The organism is Bacillus paranthracis, from assembly GCF_001883995.1.
Classification (GTDB): Bacteria; Bacillota; Bacilli; order Bacillales; family Bacillaceae_G; genus Bacillus_A; species Bacillus_A paranthracis.
The window spans coordinates 20004-35067 of record NZ_MACE01000062.1; the positions used below are offsets into that span (position 1 = coordinate 20004).

Sequence of the window (15064 nt, forward strand, 5' to 3'; positions counted from 1 at the left end):
AAATGAAAGACTATATTAATTGCCCTTATATAAAGAAAAAATCACTTTTACCGGGGTAAAAGTGATCTCTTTTTATATATTATTTCCCTAAAACGAACTCAGCAACTTCATCTAAGATCATTTCTTTACCTAGTGGGAAGTAACCTTTGTTTAATTCTTCGTTTTTAATTGTAAATACGTGGTTGTTTTTAACAGCGTTCATATTTTTCCAAATTGATTCTTCTTGGAATTCTTTTAGGCGCTGAGAACCGTCACCAGTCGTAAATACGAATAAGTAATCTGGGTTGTAATCGATTAAAGCTTCTTTTTGTACTTGTACTAACGGTTTATCAGTTGGTGTACCTTTAACTGCTGGTAATTTTAAATCATTAAAGATTACACTACCGTAACCGTAGTCACCGTATACACGGAAAGCATTTGGATATGCAGCCATTTTCATGAATTTAGCATCGCCAGTTTTCGCAACGATTTTGTCATGTAATTTGCTTGCTTTTTCGTCATACTGTTTGAACCATTCTTTTGTTTCTTTCTCTTTACCGAAGATTTGACCTACTTCTTCGAATTTTGGACGCCATTGGTCTAATGGAGTTTTTAACATAACCGTTGGTGCAATTTTAGATAATTGATCATAAATCTTTTCTTGACGATTATTTACAAGAATTAAGTCTGGTTTTGCAGCAGCTACTGCTTCGATGTTAATTTTATCTCCCCAAGCAGAACCAACTGGTTTTACGTCTTTTAATTTCTTTTCAATATGTGCATCAATTTTTTCTTGAGATGTATTAGCAGTAATAATTGGTTTCATACCAAAGATTAATAATTCTTCTGTTGAACCACTAAGGTCAGCAATTTTCTTGGGATTTGCAGGGATTTTAATTTCCCCTTTTGCATGTTGTACAGTGCGCTCTTCAGTCTTCGCATCCTTCGCATCTGCTTTCTTCTCTTCTTTGTTAGAACAAGCTGCAAATAGTACAGAAGTAACGACTAGTACCATTGCTAATAACGCCATTTTAAAATTCTTCATGTTCCCACTCCTTCTAGCTGTATTTCTCTTATAAGTTACAGTGAACTATAAGAAACAAGGTTAACAATTAATAAATATATATTGATTAATTGTTGCTTATGCCCCCGTTCTAACGGGTGTTCAACTTCCTATTTACTAATAAGAAGCTCAACGTCCATTAGAAGCCCCCCTCTTTACGAGGGGGATTCTACTTATGCTTTTTTACGCAATTGATTACTAATCATCGCTAAATCATACGTTAAACAAATTGGCTTACAGTTTACTGGACATGGAACAATTTGAGCTTCAATCTCAAATACATTACGAAGTGTTTCACTCGTCATCACTTCATCTGGCGTTCCTTGTTTCATTAACTTACCAGCTTTTAATGCAATCATATGATCTGAGAAACGAGAAGCATGGTTTAAGTCATGGATAACCATAACAATCGTTCTACCTTCTTCTTCATTTAACTTTTTCAATAAGTTTAATACTTCTAATTGATGAGCCATATCTAAGTACGTTGTCGGTTCATCTAATACGAGTAATTCTGTCCCTTGTGCAAGAGCCATCGCAATCCATACGCGTTGACGTTGCCCACCTGATAATGCCTCTGCTGGACGATTTGCGAATTCTGTCATTCCCGTCACTTCAAGTGCCCAATGAATGTAGCGATAATCCTCTTCTTTCAACGTTCCAAATCCTTTTTGATGAGGAAAGCGTCCATATGAAACGAGTTCAAATACAGTAAGGCCAGTTGGTACTTCTGCAGTCTGTGGTAAAATTGCCATTTTCTTTGCGATTTCTTTCGTTGGTTGTTTCTCGATTGCTTTTCCGTCAAGATAAACAGTACCTTTTTTTGCTTTCAAAATACGAGAAGCCGTTTTTAATAATGTGGACTTTCCACAACCATTTGGTCCAATAATTGTTGTAATTTTCCCTTCCGGAATTTCAACTGTTAATCCATCAATAATTAACCCTTCATTATAGCCAACAGATACCGCATCAACTGCTAAAGTTGCCATACAAAAAGCCTCCCTTTACTTTGTCCTCATAAGTAAGTATATAAAATACGGTGCACCAATTACAGAAATAACAAGACCGACCGGTATTTCTGAAGTTGGTAACACACTTCTTGAAATTACGTCTGCGAATAAAAGTAAAAACGTTCCTATTAGTGCAGCTGTAGGCAGCATAATTTGATGTTTCCCACCAACAAGGCGCCTCGCTAAATGGGGAGCCATTAAACCGATAAAACCAATTCCTCCGGCAACAGCGACAGATGCACCTGCTAAACAAACTGCAATAAATAATAATTTACGTCTTTCCTTTTCTACGTTTACACCAAGACCAACTGCTGTAGAGTCGCCTAGGTTCATTACATTTAGTATGTGTGCTTTACTAATAGCTAGTGGCAAGAAAATAACCATCCATGGAAGGACACTTAGCACGAACTTCCAATCTGTGCCCCAAAGACTTCCTGCTAACCAAATCGTAGCAAAGCGGAAATCGTTAGATGTCATCTTCATAGAAAAAATTAAACTAACAGCACCAAACCCGGCTGCAACAGCGATACCCACAAGTATCAATCGAGTAGATGAAACGCCGTCTTTCCATGCTAGTAAATAAATAATAACAGCTGCTAATATCGCTCCAACTAGTGCGAAGAACGGAAGAATGAATACAGATAAAAATGTACCAGTTCCTACTTTCCCGAAGAAAAAGTAGACAAAGATAACAACTGTTAATCCCGCTCCAGCGTTAATACCGATAATACCTGGATCAGCAAGTGGATTTCGTGATAACCCTTGCAAGATCGCACCTGACATAGCTAAAGCAGATCCAACTAATATAGCAATGACCATACGCGGCATACGGAATTCAAATAAAATAACAGACTGATCTTCAGCCCCGAGTCCAACCAATGACTTTAATACGTCCATTGGCGGTATTTTAAATGTCCCTGTATTTAAACTCACTAAAAATACAGTAACGATTAATCCTACTAAAATTGTTAAAACCGAAACGTTCTTTTTTGTTAAGACACTCGTCCTCACATTTTTCCTCTCCCTTCGTTACGTGCTAAGTAGAGGAAGAATGGAACCCCAATTAGCGCTGTAATTGCTCCAATTGGCGTTTCAAACGGCGGATTAATAACGCGAGATAACATATCTGCACATTCAATTAACAGCCCGCCTAAGACCGCAGAACATGGAATAACCCATCTATAGTCTGAGCCTACAAGGAAACGAGTCATATGTGGGATGACAAGACCAACAAATCCAACCGATCCTGCCATAGAAACTGCCGAACCTGTTAACACAAGAACAAGTACTGTCCCGATAAATTTAATTAATGTCGTATTTTGACCAAGTCCAATCGCAATTTCTTCACCGAAGCTTAAAATTGTAATATACCTCGACATCATAATTGCAATGAAAAGACAAACTAGACCAATCGGTACTAACATATTAATACTTTCCCATTTCACTCCAGCAACTCCGCCTGCATTCCACATACTTACCTCTTGGGCAAGATTGAAATATAGCGCAATTCCAGATGAAATGGCCCCTAATAAAGCACTAATCGCGGCACCCGCTAAAGCTAATTTCACAGGCGTTAATCCACCTGGTGAAGAAGATCCAATTCCATATACAATGCTCGCTCCAAACGCAGCACCAATAAAAGATGCGATAACGAACATTAAATAAGGTGAATTAGGGAAGAATGCATACATAATTGCAATTCCAAATACAGCCCCATCTGTAATCCCCATTAATGATGGTGATGCAAGTGGATTTCGCGTCATACCTTGCATAATTGCTCCTGATACCGCTAAAAAGGCACCTGCTACTACGCCCCCTATTGCTCTAGGCATGCGAAGTTCTTGAATTACATTATGATGCGTAATAGAACCGTCAAACTGAAATACAGCTTGCCATACAGTCTTTAAACTAATATCTGCAGCACCAAACGAAATAGACAGTGCCATGCTTAAAGCTAACAAAATTGTACCTGCTACTAAAATAATAGAAGCAATGAGCGGCCTGCTCTTAATCTCTTTAACATTCACATCTTGCTGTTCTATACTCCTTGCACTCGCTTCCATCCCTCAACCATCCTAACCAACAACATATGTTTAATTTAACGAAATGAAATTTATTCTCAAATAGCAATAAAAAAATTAAATGAATCGGCCCTTTTCTGATAATGATTCTCAGAATCAGACACCTTCTATTCTACCTATCGCTTCAAAAGACTGTCAACCATTATTTTGAAATACAAATTCATATAGGCCGAGACCTTAATAAATAGATAATGCCTATCTGTCATGAACTATTATCATCACCAGTTAAGCTTTCTCAGAATAGATTCTTCCTCTTATGGGCATAAAAAAAGAAGAGTAATCTGTTCACTCTTCTTTTCCTTACTTATTTAACTTTGCTTCAATTTTTACAATTAATTCGTCTTCTGTTGGCGCTGCAACTGGACGATTATTTACAAATGCGAATGATTTTTTACGGCCAGGGCCACAGTAAGACTGACATCCAACTTCAATCGTTGCACATGAATCTACTTTTTTTAGCTTTGGAATCAGCGTTTTAACGTTCGTTGCCTGACAATCATCACACACACGAAATTCGTTTCCCATTATATAACACTTCCTCTATTTTAAACTTTTCTCAAGTACATTTAAAAATAAACACTAAATGGTATTTTACCGCTCTTTGAAGCTCGTTGCAAGTTTCCTTTCGACGCTCTTTCCTCATATAATGCTACATATGTATATGTTTTCCTACAGCAGCTTCCGTCATTCTTGGCAAAATTTATCCCGCTTTAATGGGCAGTAAGATCCCCACCTTAAAATTCAGCGAAAGCAAAGAAGTTAGGTAGGGGATGAAGAACCTCCCACTGATGAAATTTTCACTTTATACCTCTCATCGAAATCTACCATATTTTTAAAAGCTTTGTATAAAAGCTCATTTTTTTGCCCATTATAAAAATAGGAAGTTCATAAAAAGAAAGGGAGTTGAATCTATGAAAGTAAGACAAGATGCTTGGACGGATGAGGATGATTTATTACTTGCTGAAACTGTACTTCGTCACGTTCGAGAAGGAAGTACTCAATTAAATGCATTTGAAGAAGTAGGAGACAGATTAAATCGTACATCGGCTGCCTGTGGTTTCCGTTGGAATGCTGTTGTTCGCTATAGCTATGAACAAGCTCTTCAACTAGCAAAAAAACATCGTAAAGATAAAATGCGTGCTGCAAGTGGTGAACAAGCGAAAAAACGTTTACTTTATACACCACCAGCTTCAGATTCGATAACTAATTATGAAGAGTTCGTACAAGAGGAATCAATTGTACAATATAAAGAAGCTACTCCATATCAAGAAACTACCGTTCCTACTGCAAAAAGCTCTATGACAATGCAAGATGTTATTTATTTTTTACAAACAGTCGGATCTTCAAATATAAAAGTGACAGCTCTTGAAAACGAGAATACGAGATTGAAACAAGAAATTAAATCACAAATCCTTCGAAATGAAGAACTAGAAAAGAAACTGGAAAAATTAGAAAAACAATCTCATACTGTACAAGAAGATTACGAAACACTTATGAACATTATGAACCGCGCTCGTAAGCTGGCAGTCATGGATGAAGAAGAACGTTCTCAAACATCTTTCCGAATGGATCGAAACGGTAATTTAGAAAAAATTGCAGAGTAAAAAGGATGCATTACATGCATCCTTTTTGTTATTTCACTTCAACCATATGTGCTTCTTCTACTTTAGAATCCCTCTTTATATCTGGAAAAATCTTTTCCTTTGGATTCTCTTTAAAGGATGCTAAACCAATTGTTTTTACCGGTTCACTTATTTTTGCATATTCTGCATCACTAACAACTGCATACATATCTGTATATTTACGCGCATCACCAATTACTACATTGCCTTCGTACTTCATTTTCTTTCCATCAATTACTACATCTTTTTGTTCCTCTTTAGCAAATACAATTCCAGCTTCATCAGAAATAGCCGGCAATGCTTTAATAGGTTCTACATCTTCTTTCACTACTTTTTTCAGCATGTTTTCCTTTACCATCTTCTCAGCCGTTGTTTTATTCATGATTAAAACCTTTTTCTCATTAACAGTACCTAGTTTAGCTTCAAATTTATTTTGAGATTCAATTTTATCTTTATATTGATCCATTGTTTGTTGAACGCCTGTTTCATCTCCGTACATAACAACACCCGTTGCTTGTGGTGCAATCATATCCATAATAGAACAGCCACTAAATACAGCAGCTGACATAATCGCTACGATTCCTAATTTAACATTTTTCATTTGTATGCCTCCTAAAATCAATAATTACATCTCTTAGTTTAGCCATCTTAGATCATTTAACCAATTCACTTTCCTTACAACAACCTTACAATTCAGTAAGGTTTTCTCTTAAAAACTACTTTCATTATTTTTTGCTATAATAGAGATTGTCATTTTAAAGATAAGGGGTTAGTTATATGAGCAATTCCCGTTCCATTTTATCTCAGCCAGAGTGGCGTATTGTAGATCAGTCTAGTTTAGGACCAACATTCCATGCACTTCAATCATTCGCAATGGATGATACATTATGCACAAGCATTGGAAAGGGCGAATCAGCTGCAACAATGCGCTCTTGGGTTCATCACAATACAATTGTTCTTGGCATTCAAGATTCACGCCTACCACACTTAGAAGAAGGTATTTCCTTTTTAAAAGAAAACGACTTCAATGTTATCGTTCGTAATTCTGGCGGGCTTGCAGTCGTACTTGATGAAGGTGTGTTAAACGTATCACTTTTATTCCAAGAGACGGAAAAAGGTATCGATATTGATCTTGGATACGATACAATGTGGCATTTAATTCAGGAAATGTTAAAGGATTACGATGTTACAATTGAGGCAAAAGAAATCGTTGGTTCTTACTGCCCTGGTAGCTACGATTTAAGTATTCGCGACCAAAAATTTGCTGGTATTTCACAGCGCCGTATTCGCGGTGGTGTCGCTGTCCAAATTTATCTCTGTGCTACAGGAAGTGGCTCTGAACGTGCCGCACTCGTTCGTGATTTCTACAACCTAGCCATTCAAGGAGAAGAAACACGCTTTACTTATCCTGAAATTGTACCGAGTACGATGGCTTCACTTTCAGAATTACTTGGCGAAACCATTACAGTACAAAATTTAATGATGCGCCTTTTAAAAACATTGCAGCAATTCGCTCCAAAGTTAACACCATCTCAATTAACAATAGATGAAATACCTTTATATGAGACGAATTTACAACGTATTATTGATCGTAACAATAAAGCACTTGGCTTAGAAAAATAAAGACCGTCGCTATTTTAGCGACGGTCTTTATTTCAATTCGTTATAGAATTAAAGTGCTTGAGCTGCTGTAATTAAAGCTAACTTGTACACTTCTTCTTCGTTACATCCACGAGATAGGTCGTTTACAGGCATGTTTAAACCTTGTAAGATTGGTCCTACTGCTTCGAAGTTACCTAAACGTTGAGCGATTTTGTAGCCGATATTACCAGCTTCTAAGCTTGGGAATACGAATACGTTAGCATCACCTTTAATTGTAGAACCTGGAGCTTTTTTCTCAGCTACAGATGGTACGAATGCAGCATCGAATTGGAATTCTCCATCTAGAGCTAATTCTGGAGCCATTTCTTTTGCAATGCGAGTTGCTTCTACAACTTTTTCTGTTTCTGGAGATTTCGCAGAACCTTTTGTAGAGAAGCTTAACATAGCAACGCGTGGATCAATGCCGAATAGTTCAGCAGTTTTCGCACTTTCGATACCAATTTCAGCTAAATCTTGGCTATTTGGTGCAATGTTAATTGCACAATCAGCGAATACATATTTCTCTTCTTCACGTACCATGATGAATACGCCAGAAGTTTTTGTAACGCCTGGTTTTGTTTTAATGATTTGAAGTGCTGGACGAACTGTATCAGCTGTAGAGTGAGCTGCACCACTTACTAAACCATGTGCTTTGCCCATGTATACAAGCATTGTACCGAAGTAATTTTCGTCTTTAAGGATTTTGCGAGCGTCTTCTTCAGTTGCTTTACCTTTACGGCGTTCAACGAAAGATGCTACCATTGCATCCATTTCTTCGTATGTAGCTGGATCGTAAATATCAACGCCTGCTAATGTTAAATTCATGCTAGCAGCTTTTGCGCTAATTTCTTCTTTATTACCAACTAAGATTGGTTTTACTAACTCTTCTTTTGCTAAACGCTCTGCAGCGCCTAAAATTCTTTCATCAGTTCCTTCAGGAAGTACGATAGAAATGCCTTTTCCTTGAACTTTTTCTTTTACTGTTGTAAATAAGTTGCTCACGAATAAACCCTCCTACATATGTTAAAAAAACTCTATCTTTAAGAATACTTCTTTTCCTCTATATTTTAAACTTATAGCTCCCAAAAAATAGATAAAATAAAAATGATTATATTTTCATAAAATTCAGCCGTTAAATTCACCTTGCTTAAACACTTAAATGTGACAATTTTATGCGCCAAGGTTTTATATAGATGATTTTAAAACTATATATGCTATAGTTAACGTGTAAAACTATCATTAACTGAGGTGAATAGAATGAGTGAAGCAACAACAACGTTAGATGGCTGGTATTGTTTACATGATTTACGTTCTATTGATTGGGCTGCATGGAAAACATTATCTAGCGACGAACGCGGACAAGCTGTGTCTGAATTTTTAAATGTCGTTGAAAAATGGAACGACGTAGCTGCTGCAAAAAAGGGCAGTCACGCAATGTATACAGTTGTTGGCCAAAAAGCTGATATTATGCTTATGATTTTACGTCCAACAATGGAAGAGTTAAATGAAATTGAAACAGAATTGAATAAAACAACTTTAGCTGAATATATGGTTCCTGCATACTCTTACGTATCTGTTGTTGAACTAAGCAACTACCTTCCAGCTGATGAAGATCCATACCAAAATCCACAAATCTTAGCTCGCTTATATCCTGAGTTACCGAAAGCAAATCATATTTGCTTCTATCCAATGGACAAGCGTCGACAAGGTGATGACAACTGGTACATGCTTCCAATGGAGGAACGTAAGAAAATGATGTACAGTCATAGTAAAATTGGTCGCCAGTATGCAGGTAAAGTACGCCAAGTTATTTCAGGATCTGTTGGATTCGACGATTTTGAGTGGGGCGTAACATTATTCGCTGACGATGTTCTTCAATTTAAAAAGCTTATATATGAAATGCGCTTCGATGAAGTAAGTGCTCGTTATGGTGAATTCGGAACATTTTTCGTCGGAAACATTTTACCAGACGAAAAGGTAGAGAAATTTTTACACATATAAATCGTGAAAAAGGAACGAAATTCGTTCCTTTTTTTATTCCCCTCTATATTTCTCCTCAAAAAACTTCTTTTTTCCGCAAATTTGAACAAAAATCGACAAATCCTTTTAAATACCTTACAAAATTGTAACCTTTCTATATCCAAATTTATGCTAAAATGGTACGAGCTATATGCTAATAACGATGCGAAGGTGATAATGTATATGAAGAAAATCTTTTCTATTTTACTAGTGTTTCTATTGTCAATTTCTTCCTTAGGAGTAACAACATCCCATGCGGAAGAAAAAATACACATTGAGGCAGCTGCTGCACTTCTATTTGATGCAGATACAGGAAAAATACTGCATGAACAAAATCCAGATGAATTACTAGCTATCGCTAGTATGTCAAAATTAATTGTTGTTTATGCCGTGTTAGAAGCAATTAAAGAAGGAAAAATCACTTGGGATACAAAGGTAAATATTTCCGATTACGCTTATGAAGTTTCACGTAATAATGAATTCTCTAACGTGCCGTTCGAAAAAGGACGTCAATATACTGTAAGAGAACTATATCATTCTATCGTTATCTTCTCTGCAAACGGATCTAGTATTGCCTTAGCAGAACTTCTTGCAGGAAGTGAGAAAAACTTCTTAAATCTTGCAAATGAACATGCAAAAAAACTAGGGTTAAAGAAATATAAATTTGTAAACGCTACTGGTTTAAATAACGCTGACTTAAAAGGAAAACATCCTGAGGGTACTGATCCAAATGCAGAAAACTCTATGTCAGCTCGCGATATGGGTATACTTTCAAAAGCAATGATTACAAAGTATCCAGAAATGCTAGAGGATACAAAACAAAGATTTAGAAACTTCCCAGATAATCATCCGAAACCAATTCGTATGGAAAACTGGAACTGGATGTTACCAGGAGCTGCTTTCGCTTATGAAGGTGCTGATGGTTTAAAAACCGGAAGTTCTGATACAGCTGGATACGGATTTACTATTACTGCTAAACGTGGTGATGTACGTCTTATTTCGGTTATTATTAAAACAAAATCAATGGACGAGCGCTTCACAGAATCTCGTGAGTTAATCGAATACGGGTTTAATAACTTCGAAAAACAAAAACTAAAGGTCGATAAAAACAATACACTCTCTGTAGTACAAGGGAAAGAGGATCAAGTAACTGTTGCACCGGAAAAAGAAATAACCGTAATTGCAAAAAAAGGTAGCAAAGACCCTTATAAAATTGGAACTGAAGTAGATAAATCTCTTGCTGAAGATGGTCATTTAATTGCTCCTATTAAGAAAGATGCAAAAGTAGGATCGATTACTTTAGAATCAACCGATAAATATGGTTTCTTAGACGGTAGTAAAAGTATGAAAGTTACTGCAAAAACGACAGAAGAAGTTGAAAAAGCAAATTGGTTTGTATTAACAATGCGCTCTATCGGTGATTTCTTCTCAAACTTATGGTCTAAAGTTTTTTAATAAAAAAGCTGGCTCACGCTAGCTTTTTTTATTTTCCACTCTCCATGTAAAACTTTGTTTGGTTGTCATATCTGAGTCCTTTTTCTCATACGTATGAACTAGTAATTGTTACACACTTCATCTAGACATAAACCTCTTTCCACAAGGTATTCCAAAAAGAGAGGTGACACATAATGGGCGTTATCGCGTATAACGAAGAAGATGTAAAGTTATTAGCTAGACTGATGCGTGCTGAAGCTGAAGGTGAAGGACAACAGGGGATGTTAATGGTCGGAAACGTTGGAGTAAATCGTGTCCGTGGGAATTGTTTAGACTTTAAAAATATTCGTAATTTACGTCAAATGGTGTATCAAAATCCTGGTGGTTTTGAGGCAACTCAAAAAGGTTATTTTTATCAACGTGCAAGGGAACAAGATATCGCATTAGCAAGGCGAACGATTCAAGGACAACGTTTTTGGCCTGCAAATTTTGCCTTATGGTTTTTTAGGCCTGAGGGTGCATGTCCACCAACTTGGTATAATCAGCAAAACTCTGGTCGCTTCAAAAAGCACTGCTTCTTCCAGCCAAATGCTGGGGATTGCCCTAGCATATATTAAGGAATGAAAACAAGGAGGGATTTTTGAATGGCACAGCAACAAAATCCGTATTACGGAACAGGTTTCTATCAACCATCTGGAACTTACGTACAACCGCAACAAATGACCCCACAACAACAGCAACAGCAGCAAGCAATGCAACAACAAGCTGCGCAAGCTCAATATGCTGTTTCTCAAGGCATGTTACCTCTAGAACAGTCATATATTGAAAATATTCTTCGCTTGAACAAGGGCAAGCAAGCCACAGTTGTAATGACTTATGAGCGTGGTAGTTCACTCGGTACACAATCCTATACGGGTATTATCGAAGCGGCTGGTCGTGATCACATCGTAATTAGTGAGCCACAATCAGGGAAACGTTATTTATTATTAATGATTTACTTAGATTATGTAGAATTCCCAGAAGAAATTACGTATTTGCCTAGTCAACAAGCAACTTATGCTCCAAGACCATAAAAAAAGCTGGCGTATGCCAGCTTTTGTTTTTTATAATCCTTTTACAACTGCAGTTCCAACTAAGATCCATGCCACAATAAACGCTACACCACCAAGAGGTGTAATTGGACCAAAGAACTTAATACCTGTTGTACTTAATGCATACAGACTACCCGAGAACATAATGATCCCAGCTACCATAAGCCAACCAGCAGTAGTTAAGAGTGATGATTGAATTTTATCCATCAATAAAGCAACTACAAATAGTCCACCTGCATGAAACATTTGATATGTAACACCTGTTTTCCAAACCTCTAACATTTTTGCAGAAACTTTATTTTCTAAACCGTGTGCTCCGAAAGCCCCTAACGCAACAGATAGCCCCGCTGCAATACAACCTAGTAAAAAGAAAATTTTCATCTTAATTCCCCTTTTTTACTTTTATCATAAGCAATTTTTTCATATAAGCCAAACGATTTATCCTCTAAAAATCAAATAAAGAATTACCGTTTGCATCACTTTCTTTTATATATACTGGCTCATTAGAAACTGGTGCAATTGGTTGCATCGTGATTGGTTGTGATCCAATTATTTGTGATTGAACTTGTGGCTCTCTATACGTAGAAGATTCAACTTGCTCATCTAATAATAAATCACATAAAGCACGCACAACTAATACATGTTCTTTTGATTTTTGTCCTTCACTACTTTTTGCCTTTGCAATTTCATTCGCCATTTTATTTAAAATCTTATCGCTTGATATTTGCATCCCTTATCACCTCGTACTTTGTAGTTCTTTCTCAAATTGTCCCAGCTTCTCTACTGAACCAAATACTATTATCATATCATGTTCTTGCAACTTTTCCTGCCCCGTTGGATTATGTATAACATTCCCATTTCTCAAAATCGCTAAAATTGTTACATCAAATTGATTTCTAACATCACTCTCTAATAACGATTTATTAGCTAAAATAGAGCCCTTACCTACTGCAATTTCTTCAATTACAAATGACTGCTCCACGCCATACAGTACTGTATCAATATAATGAACTGTTAACGGATTCGCAATACCTTTTGCAATATGAATCCCTGCCATACTAGATGGATTAATCACCTTATTTGCACCAGCCCTCTTTAATTTGTCTTCGGTTTCTGGTTTTTCTGCTCTTGCCACAATTTTAATTGCATCGTTTAATCCTCTTGCAGTTAACGTAATAAATACATTTTCAGCGTCATTTGCTACGATAGCAACTAAACCAGCTGCCTTTGAAATCCCAGCATGTTGTAACACTTTGTCTTCTGTTGCATCTCCATGTACATATAAAAGCTTTTCCTTCTCTAATATGCTTTCATCTTTATCCACGACGACAAATGGGATCTTCTTTTCTTGCAATTCATGTACAACTTGTAGCCCTACTCTACCGCAACCACATACGATAATATGATTTTGTAACTGTGCTATTTGTTTATCCATCTTCTTCCTCCGTACTGCATGAAATAAATTCCCTTCAATAATCATAGCTGCCACTACACCAATTGCATACGTAACAATACCGACTCCAACCGGTATGATAAGGAGCGCAAAAACTTTTCCTGCATGTGTTACAGGAATGGCGTCTCCGTATCCCACCGTTAATACGGTAATCATCGTCATCCAAAATGCTTGAAATAAGCTAATCTCTTCAATTGTCATAAATCCTAATGTTCCTAGAATTACAACAAAAGTCATACATATAACTGCTATCCATAATTGCTTACGTGCATTCATATCATGTTTCAACTCTTTTCTCTATCTACAATCTTTGCCAGTGGAAATGAAATACATATATACTAGATACGGAATCTATGAAAGAGGTTGATATAATGAAAACATTTCTTTCCGCCTTACAATGGGCACTATTTATTTTAGCTGGGAGTCTTATTGTACCAATTAGCGTCGCAACTAGTTATGGTCTTGATGGCGCTGAAGCTATCGCATTCGTACAAAGAACATTATTTGTTCTAGGCTTTGCTGGTCTCTTACAAGCTATATTTGGGCATAAACTTCCTATTCAAGAAGGTCCTGCTGGCCTTTGGTGGGGAATTTTCTCCCTATATGCAAGTTTAGGTGTCGTATTATTTGGATCAAACAATGAGACACTTAAAGTTCTTCAATATGCTTTCTTATTAAGCGGTATCATTTGTATTATTCTTAGCGTTTTTGGACTTATTGATAAACTCGTTCGCTATTTTACACCGACAGTCATTGGAACGTACTTATTTCTTCTTGTTGCACAACTTAGTGGTTCCTTCTTAAAAGGAATGTTCGGCCTGGATGGAAAACATACAGAAGTACAACCTAAGGTATTTATTCTTTCACTCATTGTTATTTTACTATCCTTTTTCATCATGAAGCTACCTCTTATCGGACAATATTCTGTTCTTTTCAGTATCGTTTGCGGCTGGATATTATTCGCATGCTTTGGATTATCCAATCCAATAACACCAGTGACAGACATAATCCGTTTTCCATCCTTATTTGTTTTCGGAATGCCTCGTGTTGAATGGAACATGGTAATTACGGTCATTTTCGTTACACTCTTACTTCTAACAAATATGTTAGCAAGTATTCGCGTTGTACAAAAGGTTGTCTCTAAATATGAAGAAAATGCTGCATCAGATCGTTTTAAACAGGCCGGTATTATAACAGGAATCAATCAATTACTAGGCGGCCTGTTTTCGGCTATCGGACCTGTCGCTATTTCTGGATCAGCAGGTTTTATTGCAACGACTAATATTTATAAACGCCTCCCATTTATATTAGGGTCAAGCTTTATTATTGTCGTTAGTATATTCCCAAAGATCACTTCATTCTTTGCGGCAATCCCAGTTGCAGTTGGTTACGCTGCCATTTATCCTGTATTTGCAAGCATGATCGGTCTCGCCTTTCGAGAATACGAAACAGTACAGGATAAAGAACGATTATTTAAAGTAGCAGGTCTGTCAATCTTCACAGGAATTGGGGTTATGTTCGTTCCAGCAGGAGCATATTCCACGCTTCCACCATTTCTAGCTTCATTCCTAAGTAATGGTCTCGTTCTTGGGGCTGTAATGGCAATCTTACTAGAAATACTATTTTCTCGTTCGACAATAAAACAAGTATCGTAAATTGGAAAACTTCCATTAT

17 protein-coding genes are annotated in these 15064 nt (G+C 36.8%); 7 read left to right on the forward strand and 10 right to left on the reverse strand.

Annotated features, from left to right (window positions below; translation table 11 throughout):
* Positions 1-79 precede the first annotated feature (79 nt).
* From BAQ46_RS23205 to BAQ46_RS23225, 5 genes are all read right to left on the reverse strand, one after another.
* Positions 80-1024: an ABC transporter substrate-binding protein gene (locus BAQ46_RS23205; protein WP_000787743.1), complete on the reverse strand. Its 945-nt coding sequence runs from the start codon at positions 1022-1024 to the stop codon at positions 80-82.
* A 191-nt stretch (positions 1025-1215) separates the two neighbouring features.
* Complete coding sequence (locus tag BAQ46_RS23210) at positions 1216-2028, reverse strand: ABC transporter ATP-binding protein (protein WP_000212060.1); 813 nt, start codon at positions 2026-2028, stop codon at positions 1216-1218.
* Between the two features lie 15 nt (positions 2029-2043).
* Complete coding sequence (locus BAQ46_RS23215) at positions 2044-3060, reverse strand: FecCD family ABC transporter permease (protein WP_001260776.1); 1017 nt, start codon at positions 3058-3060, stop codon at positions 2044-2046.
* The gene (locus tag BAQ46_RS23220) at positions 3057-4112 is read right to left on the reverse strand and encodes a FecCD family ABC transporter permease (protein WP_000388276.1); all 1056 of its coding nucleotides are present in this window, start codon (positions 4110-4112) and stop codon (positions 3057-3059) included. The genes BAQ46_RS23215 and BAQ46_RS23220 overlap by 4 nt, the downstream gene beginning before the upstream one ends.
* 318 nt (positions 4113-4430) lie before the next feature.
* Entirely contained in the window at positions 4431-4655 is a 225-nt protein-coding gene (locus BAQ46_RS23225) for a YuzB family protein (protein ID WP_000526077.1), read from the reverse strand.
* Positions 4656-5041: 386 nt separating this feature from the next.
* Between BAQ46_RS23225 and BAQ46_RS23230 the strand changes: the two genes are divergently transcribed.
* Positions 5042-5734, forward strand: a complete 693-nt coding sequence (locus tag BAQ46_RS23230) for an RsfA family transcriptional regulator (RefSeq protein WP_061185273.1) — start codon at positions 5042-5044, stop codon at positions 5732-5734.
* A gap of 28 nt (positions 5735-5762) precedes the next feature.
* On the opposite strand, the gene BAQ46_RS23235 is transcribed toward BAQ46_RS23230, so the two are convergent.
* The gene (locus BAQ46_RS23235) at positions 5763-6353 is read right to left on the reverse strand and encodes a lipoprotein BA_5634 family protein (RefSeq protein ID WP_000800129.1); all 591 of its coding nucleotides are present in this window, start codon (positions 6351-6353) and stop codon (positions 5763-5765) included.
* Between the two features lie 176 nt (positions 6354-6529).
* On the opposite strand from BAQ46_RS23235, the gene lipL reads away from it, so the two are divergent.
* On the forward strand, positions 6530-7375 hold the full coding sequence (gene lipL, locus BAQ46_RS23240) for an octanoyl-[GcvH]:protein N-octanoyltransferase (RefSeq protein WP_071742879.1): 846 nt from the start codon (positions 6530-6532) through the stop codon (positions 7373-7375).
* A gap of 48 nt (positions 7376-7423) precedes the next feature.
* Here the strand turns inward: lipL and pta are convergent, their stop codons facing one another.
* A complete protein-coding gene (pta, locus tag BAQ46_RS23245) occupies positions 7424-8395 on the reverse strand; it encodes a phosphate acetyltransferase (RefSeq protein ID WP_000067214.1) in 972 nt (323 codons plus the stop codon).
* 255 nt (positions 8396-8650) lie between these two features.
* Here pta and hemQ point away from each other — a divergent pair, with 255 nt between their 5' ends.
* The 4 genes from hemQ to gerQ all read left to right on the forward strand — a co-directional run bounded on the left by hemQ (position 8651) and on the right by gerQ (position 11919).
* Positions 8651-9394, forward strand: a complete 744-nt coding sequence (gene hemQ, locus BAQ46_RS23250) for a hydrogen peroxide-dependent heme synthase (RefSeq protein ID WP_001287585.1) — start codon at positions 8651-8653, stop codon at positions 9392-9394.
* 195 nt (positions 9395-9589) lie between these two features.
* On the forward strand, positions 9590-10867 hold the full coding sequence (locus BAQ46_RS23255; protein WP_001998707.1) for a serine hydrolase: 1278 nt from the start codon (positions 9590-9592) through the stop codon (positions 10865-10867).
* Positions 10868-11040: 173 nt separating this feature from the next.
* Complete coding sequence (gene cwlJ / locus BAQ46_RS23260) at positions 11041-11463, forward strand: cell wall hydrolase CwlJ (protein WP_000538165.1); 423 nt, start codon at positions 11041-11043, stop codon at positions 11461-11463.
* Between the two features lie 27 nt (positions 11464-11490).
* Positions 11491-11919, forward strand: a complete 429-nt coding sequence (gene gerQ / locus BAQ46_RS23265) for a spore coat protein GerQ (RefSeq protein ID WP_000068648.1) — start codon at positions 11491-11493, stop codon at positions 11917-11919.
* Between the two features lie 30 nt (positions 11920-11949).
* On the opposite strand, the gene BAQ46_RS23270 is transcribed toward gerQ, so the two are convergent.
* From BAQ46_RS23270 to BAQ46_RS23280, 3 genes are all read right to left on the reverse strand, one after another.
* Positions 11950-12318 carry a DUF423 domain-containing protein gene (locus BAQ46_RS23270; protein ID WP_000688322.1) on the reverse strand — a complete coding sequence of 123 codons (369 nt, stop codon included), beginning with the start codon at positions 12316-12318 and terminating at the stop codon, positions 11950-11952.
* 64 nt (positions 12319-12382) lie between these two features.
* Complete coding sequence (locus tag BAQ46_RS23275) at positions 12383-12667, reverse strand: YwdI family protein (protein WP_001167357.1); 285 nt, start codon at positions 12665-12667, stop codon at positions 12383-12385.
* Between the two features lie 6 nt (positions 12668-12673).
* Positions 12674-13666 carry a potassium channel family protein gene (locus BAQ46_RS23280; protein WP_000993997.1) on the reverse strand — a complete coding sequence of 331 codons (993 nt, stop codon included), beginning with the start codon at positions 13664-13666 and terminating at the stop codon, positions 12674-12676.
* Positions 13667-13761: 95 nt separating this feature from the next.
* On the opposite strand from BAQ46_RS23280, the gene BAQ46_RS23285 reads away from it, so the two are divergent.
* Positions 13762-15045 (forward strand): purine/pyrimidine permease, encoded by a 1284-nt coding sequence (locus BAQ46_RS23285; RefSeq protein WP_071742881.1) that lies wholly within the window; start codon positions 13762-13764, stop codon positions 15043-15045.
* Positions 15046-15064: the final 19 nt, after the last annotated feature.

Coding starts and splice junctions, on each gene's coding strand:
- BAQ46_RS23205 (WP_000787743.1), bottom strand. CDS start 1,024: ATGAAGAATTTTAAAATGGCGTTATTAGCAATGGTACTAGTCGTTACT.
- BAQ46_RS23210 (WP_000212060.1), bottom strand. CDS start 2,028: ATGGCAACTTTAGCAGTTGATGCGGTATCTGTTGGCTATAATGAAGGG.
- BAQ46_RS23220 (WP_000388276.1), bottom strand. CDS start 4,112: ATGGAAGCGAGTGCAAGGAGTATAGAACAGCAAGATGTGAATGTTAAA.
- BAQ46_RS23225 (WP_000526077.1), bottom strand. CDS start 4,655: ATGGGAAACGAATTTCGTGTGTGTGATGATTGTCAGGCAACGAACGTT.
- BAQ46_RS23230 (WP_061185273.1), top strand. CDS start 5,042: ATGAAAGTAAGACAAGATGCTTGGACGGATGAGGATGATTTATTACTT.
- BAQ46_RS23235 (WP_000800129.1), bottom strand. CDS start 6,353: ATGAAAAATGTTAAATTAGGAATCGTAGCGATTATGTCAGCTGCTGTA.
- lipL (WP_071742879.1), top strand. CDS start 6,530: ATGAGCAATTCCCGTTCCATTTTATCTCAGCCAGAGTGGCGTATTGTA.
- hemQ (WP_001287585.1), top strand. CDS start 8,651: ATGAGTGAAGCAACAACAACGTTAGATGGCTGGTATTGTTTACATGAT.
- BAQ46_RS23255 (WP_001998707.1), top strand. CDS start 9,590: ATGTATATGAAGAAAATCTTTTCTATTTTACTAGTGTTTCTATTGTCA.
- cwlJ (WP_000538165.1), top strand. CDS start 11,041: ATGGGCGTTATCGCGTATAACGAAGAAGATGTAAAGTTATTAGCTAGA.
- gerQ (WP_000068648.1), top strand. CDS start 11,491: ATGGCACAGCAACAAAATCCGTATTACGGAACAGGTTTCTATCAACCA.
- BAQ46_RS23270 (WP_000688322.1), bottom strand. CDS start 12,318: ATGAAAATTTTCTTTTTACTAGGTTGTATTGCAGCGGGGCTATCTGTT.
- BAQ46_RS23275 (WP_001167357.1), bottom strand. CDS start 12,667: ATGCAAATATCAAGCGATAAGATTTTAAATAAAATGGCGAATGAAATT.
- BAQ46_RS23280 (WP_000993997.1), bottom strand. CDS start 13,666: ATGAATGCACGTAAGCAATTATGGATAGCAGTTATATGTATGACTTTT.
- BAQ46_RS23285 (WP_071742881.1), top strand. CDS start 13,762: ATGAAAACATTTCTTTCCGCCTTACAATGGGCACTATTTATTTTAGCT.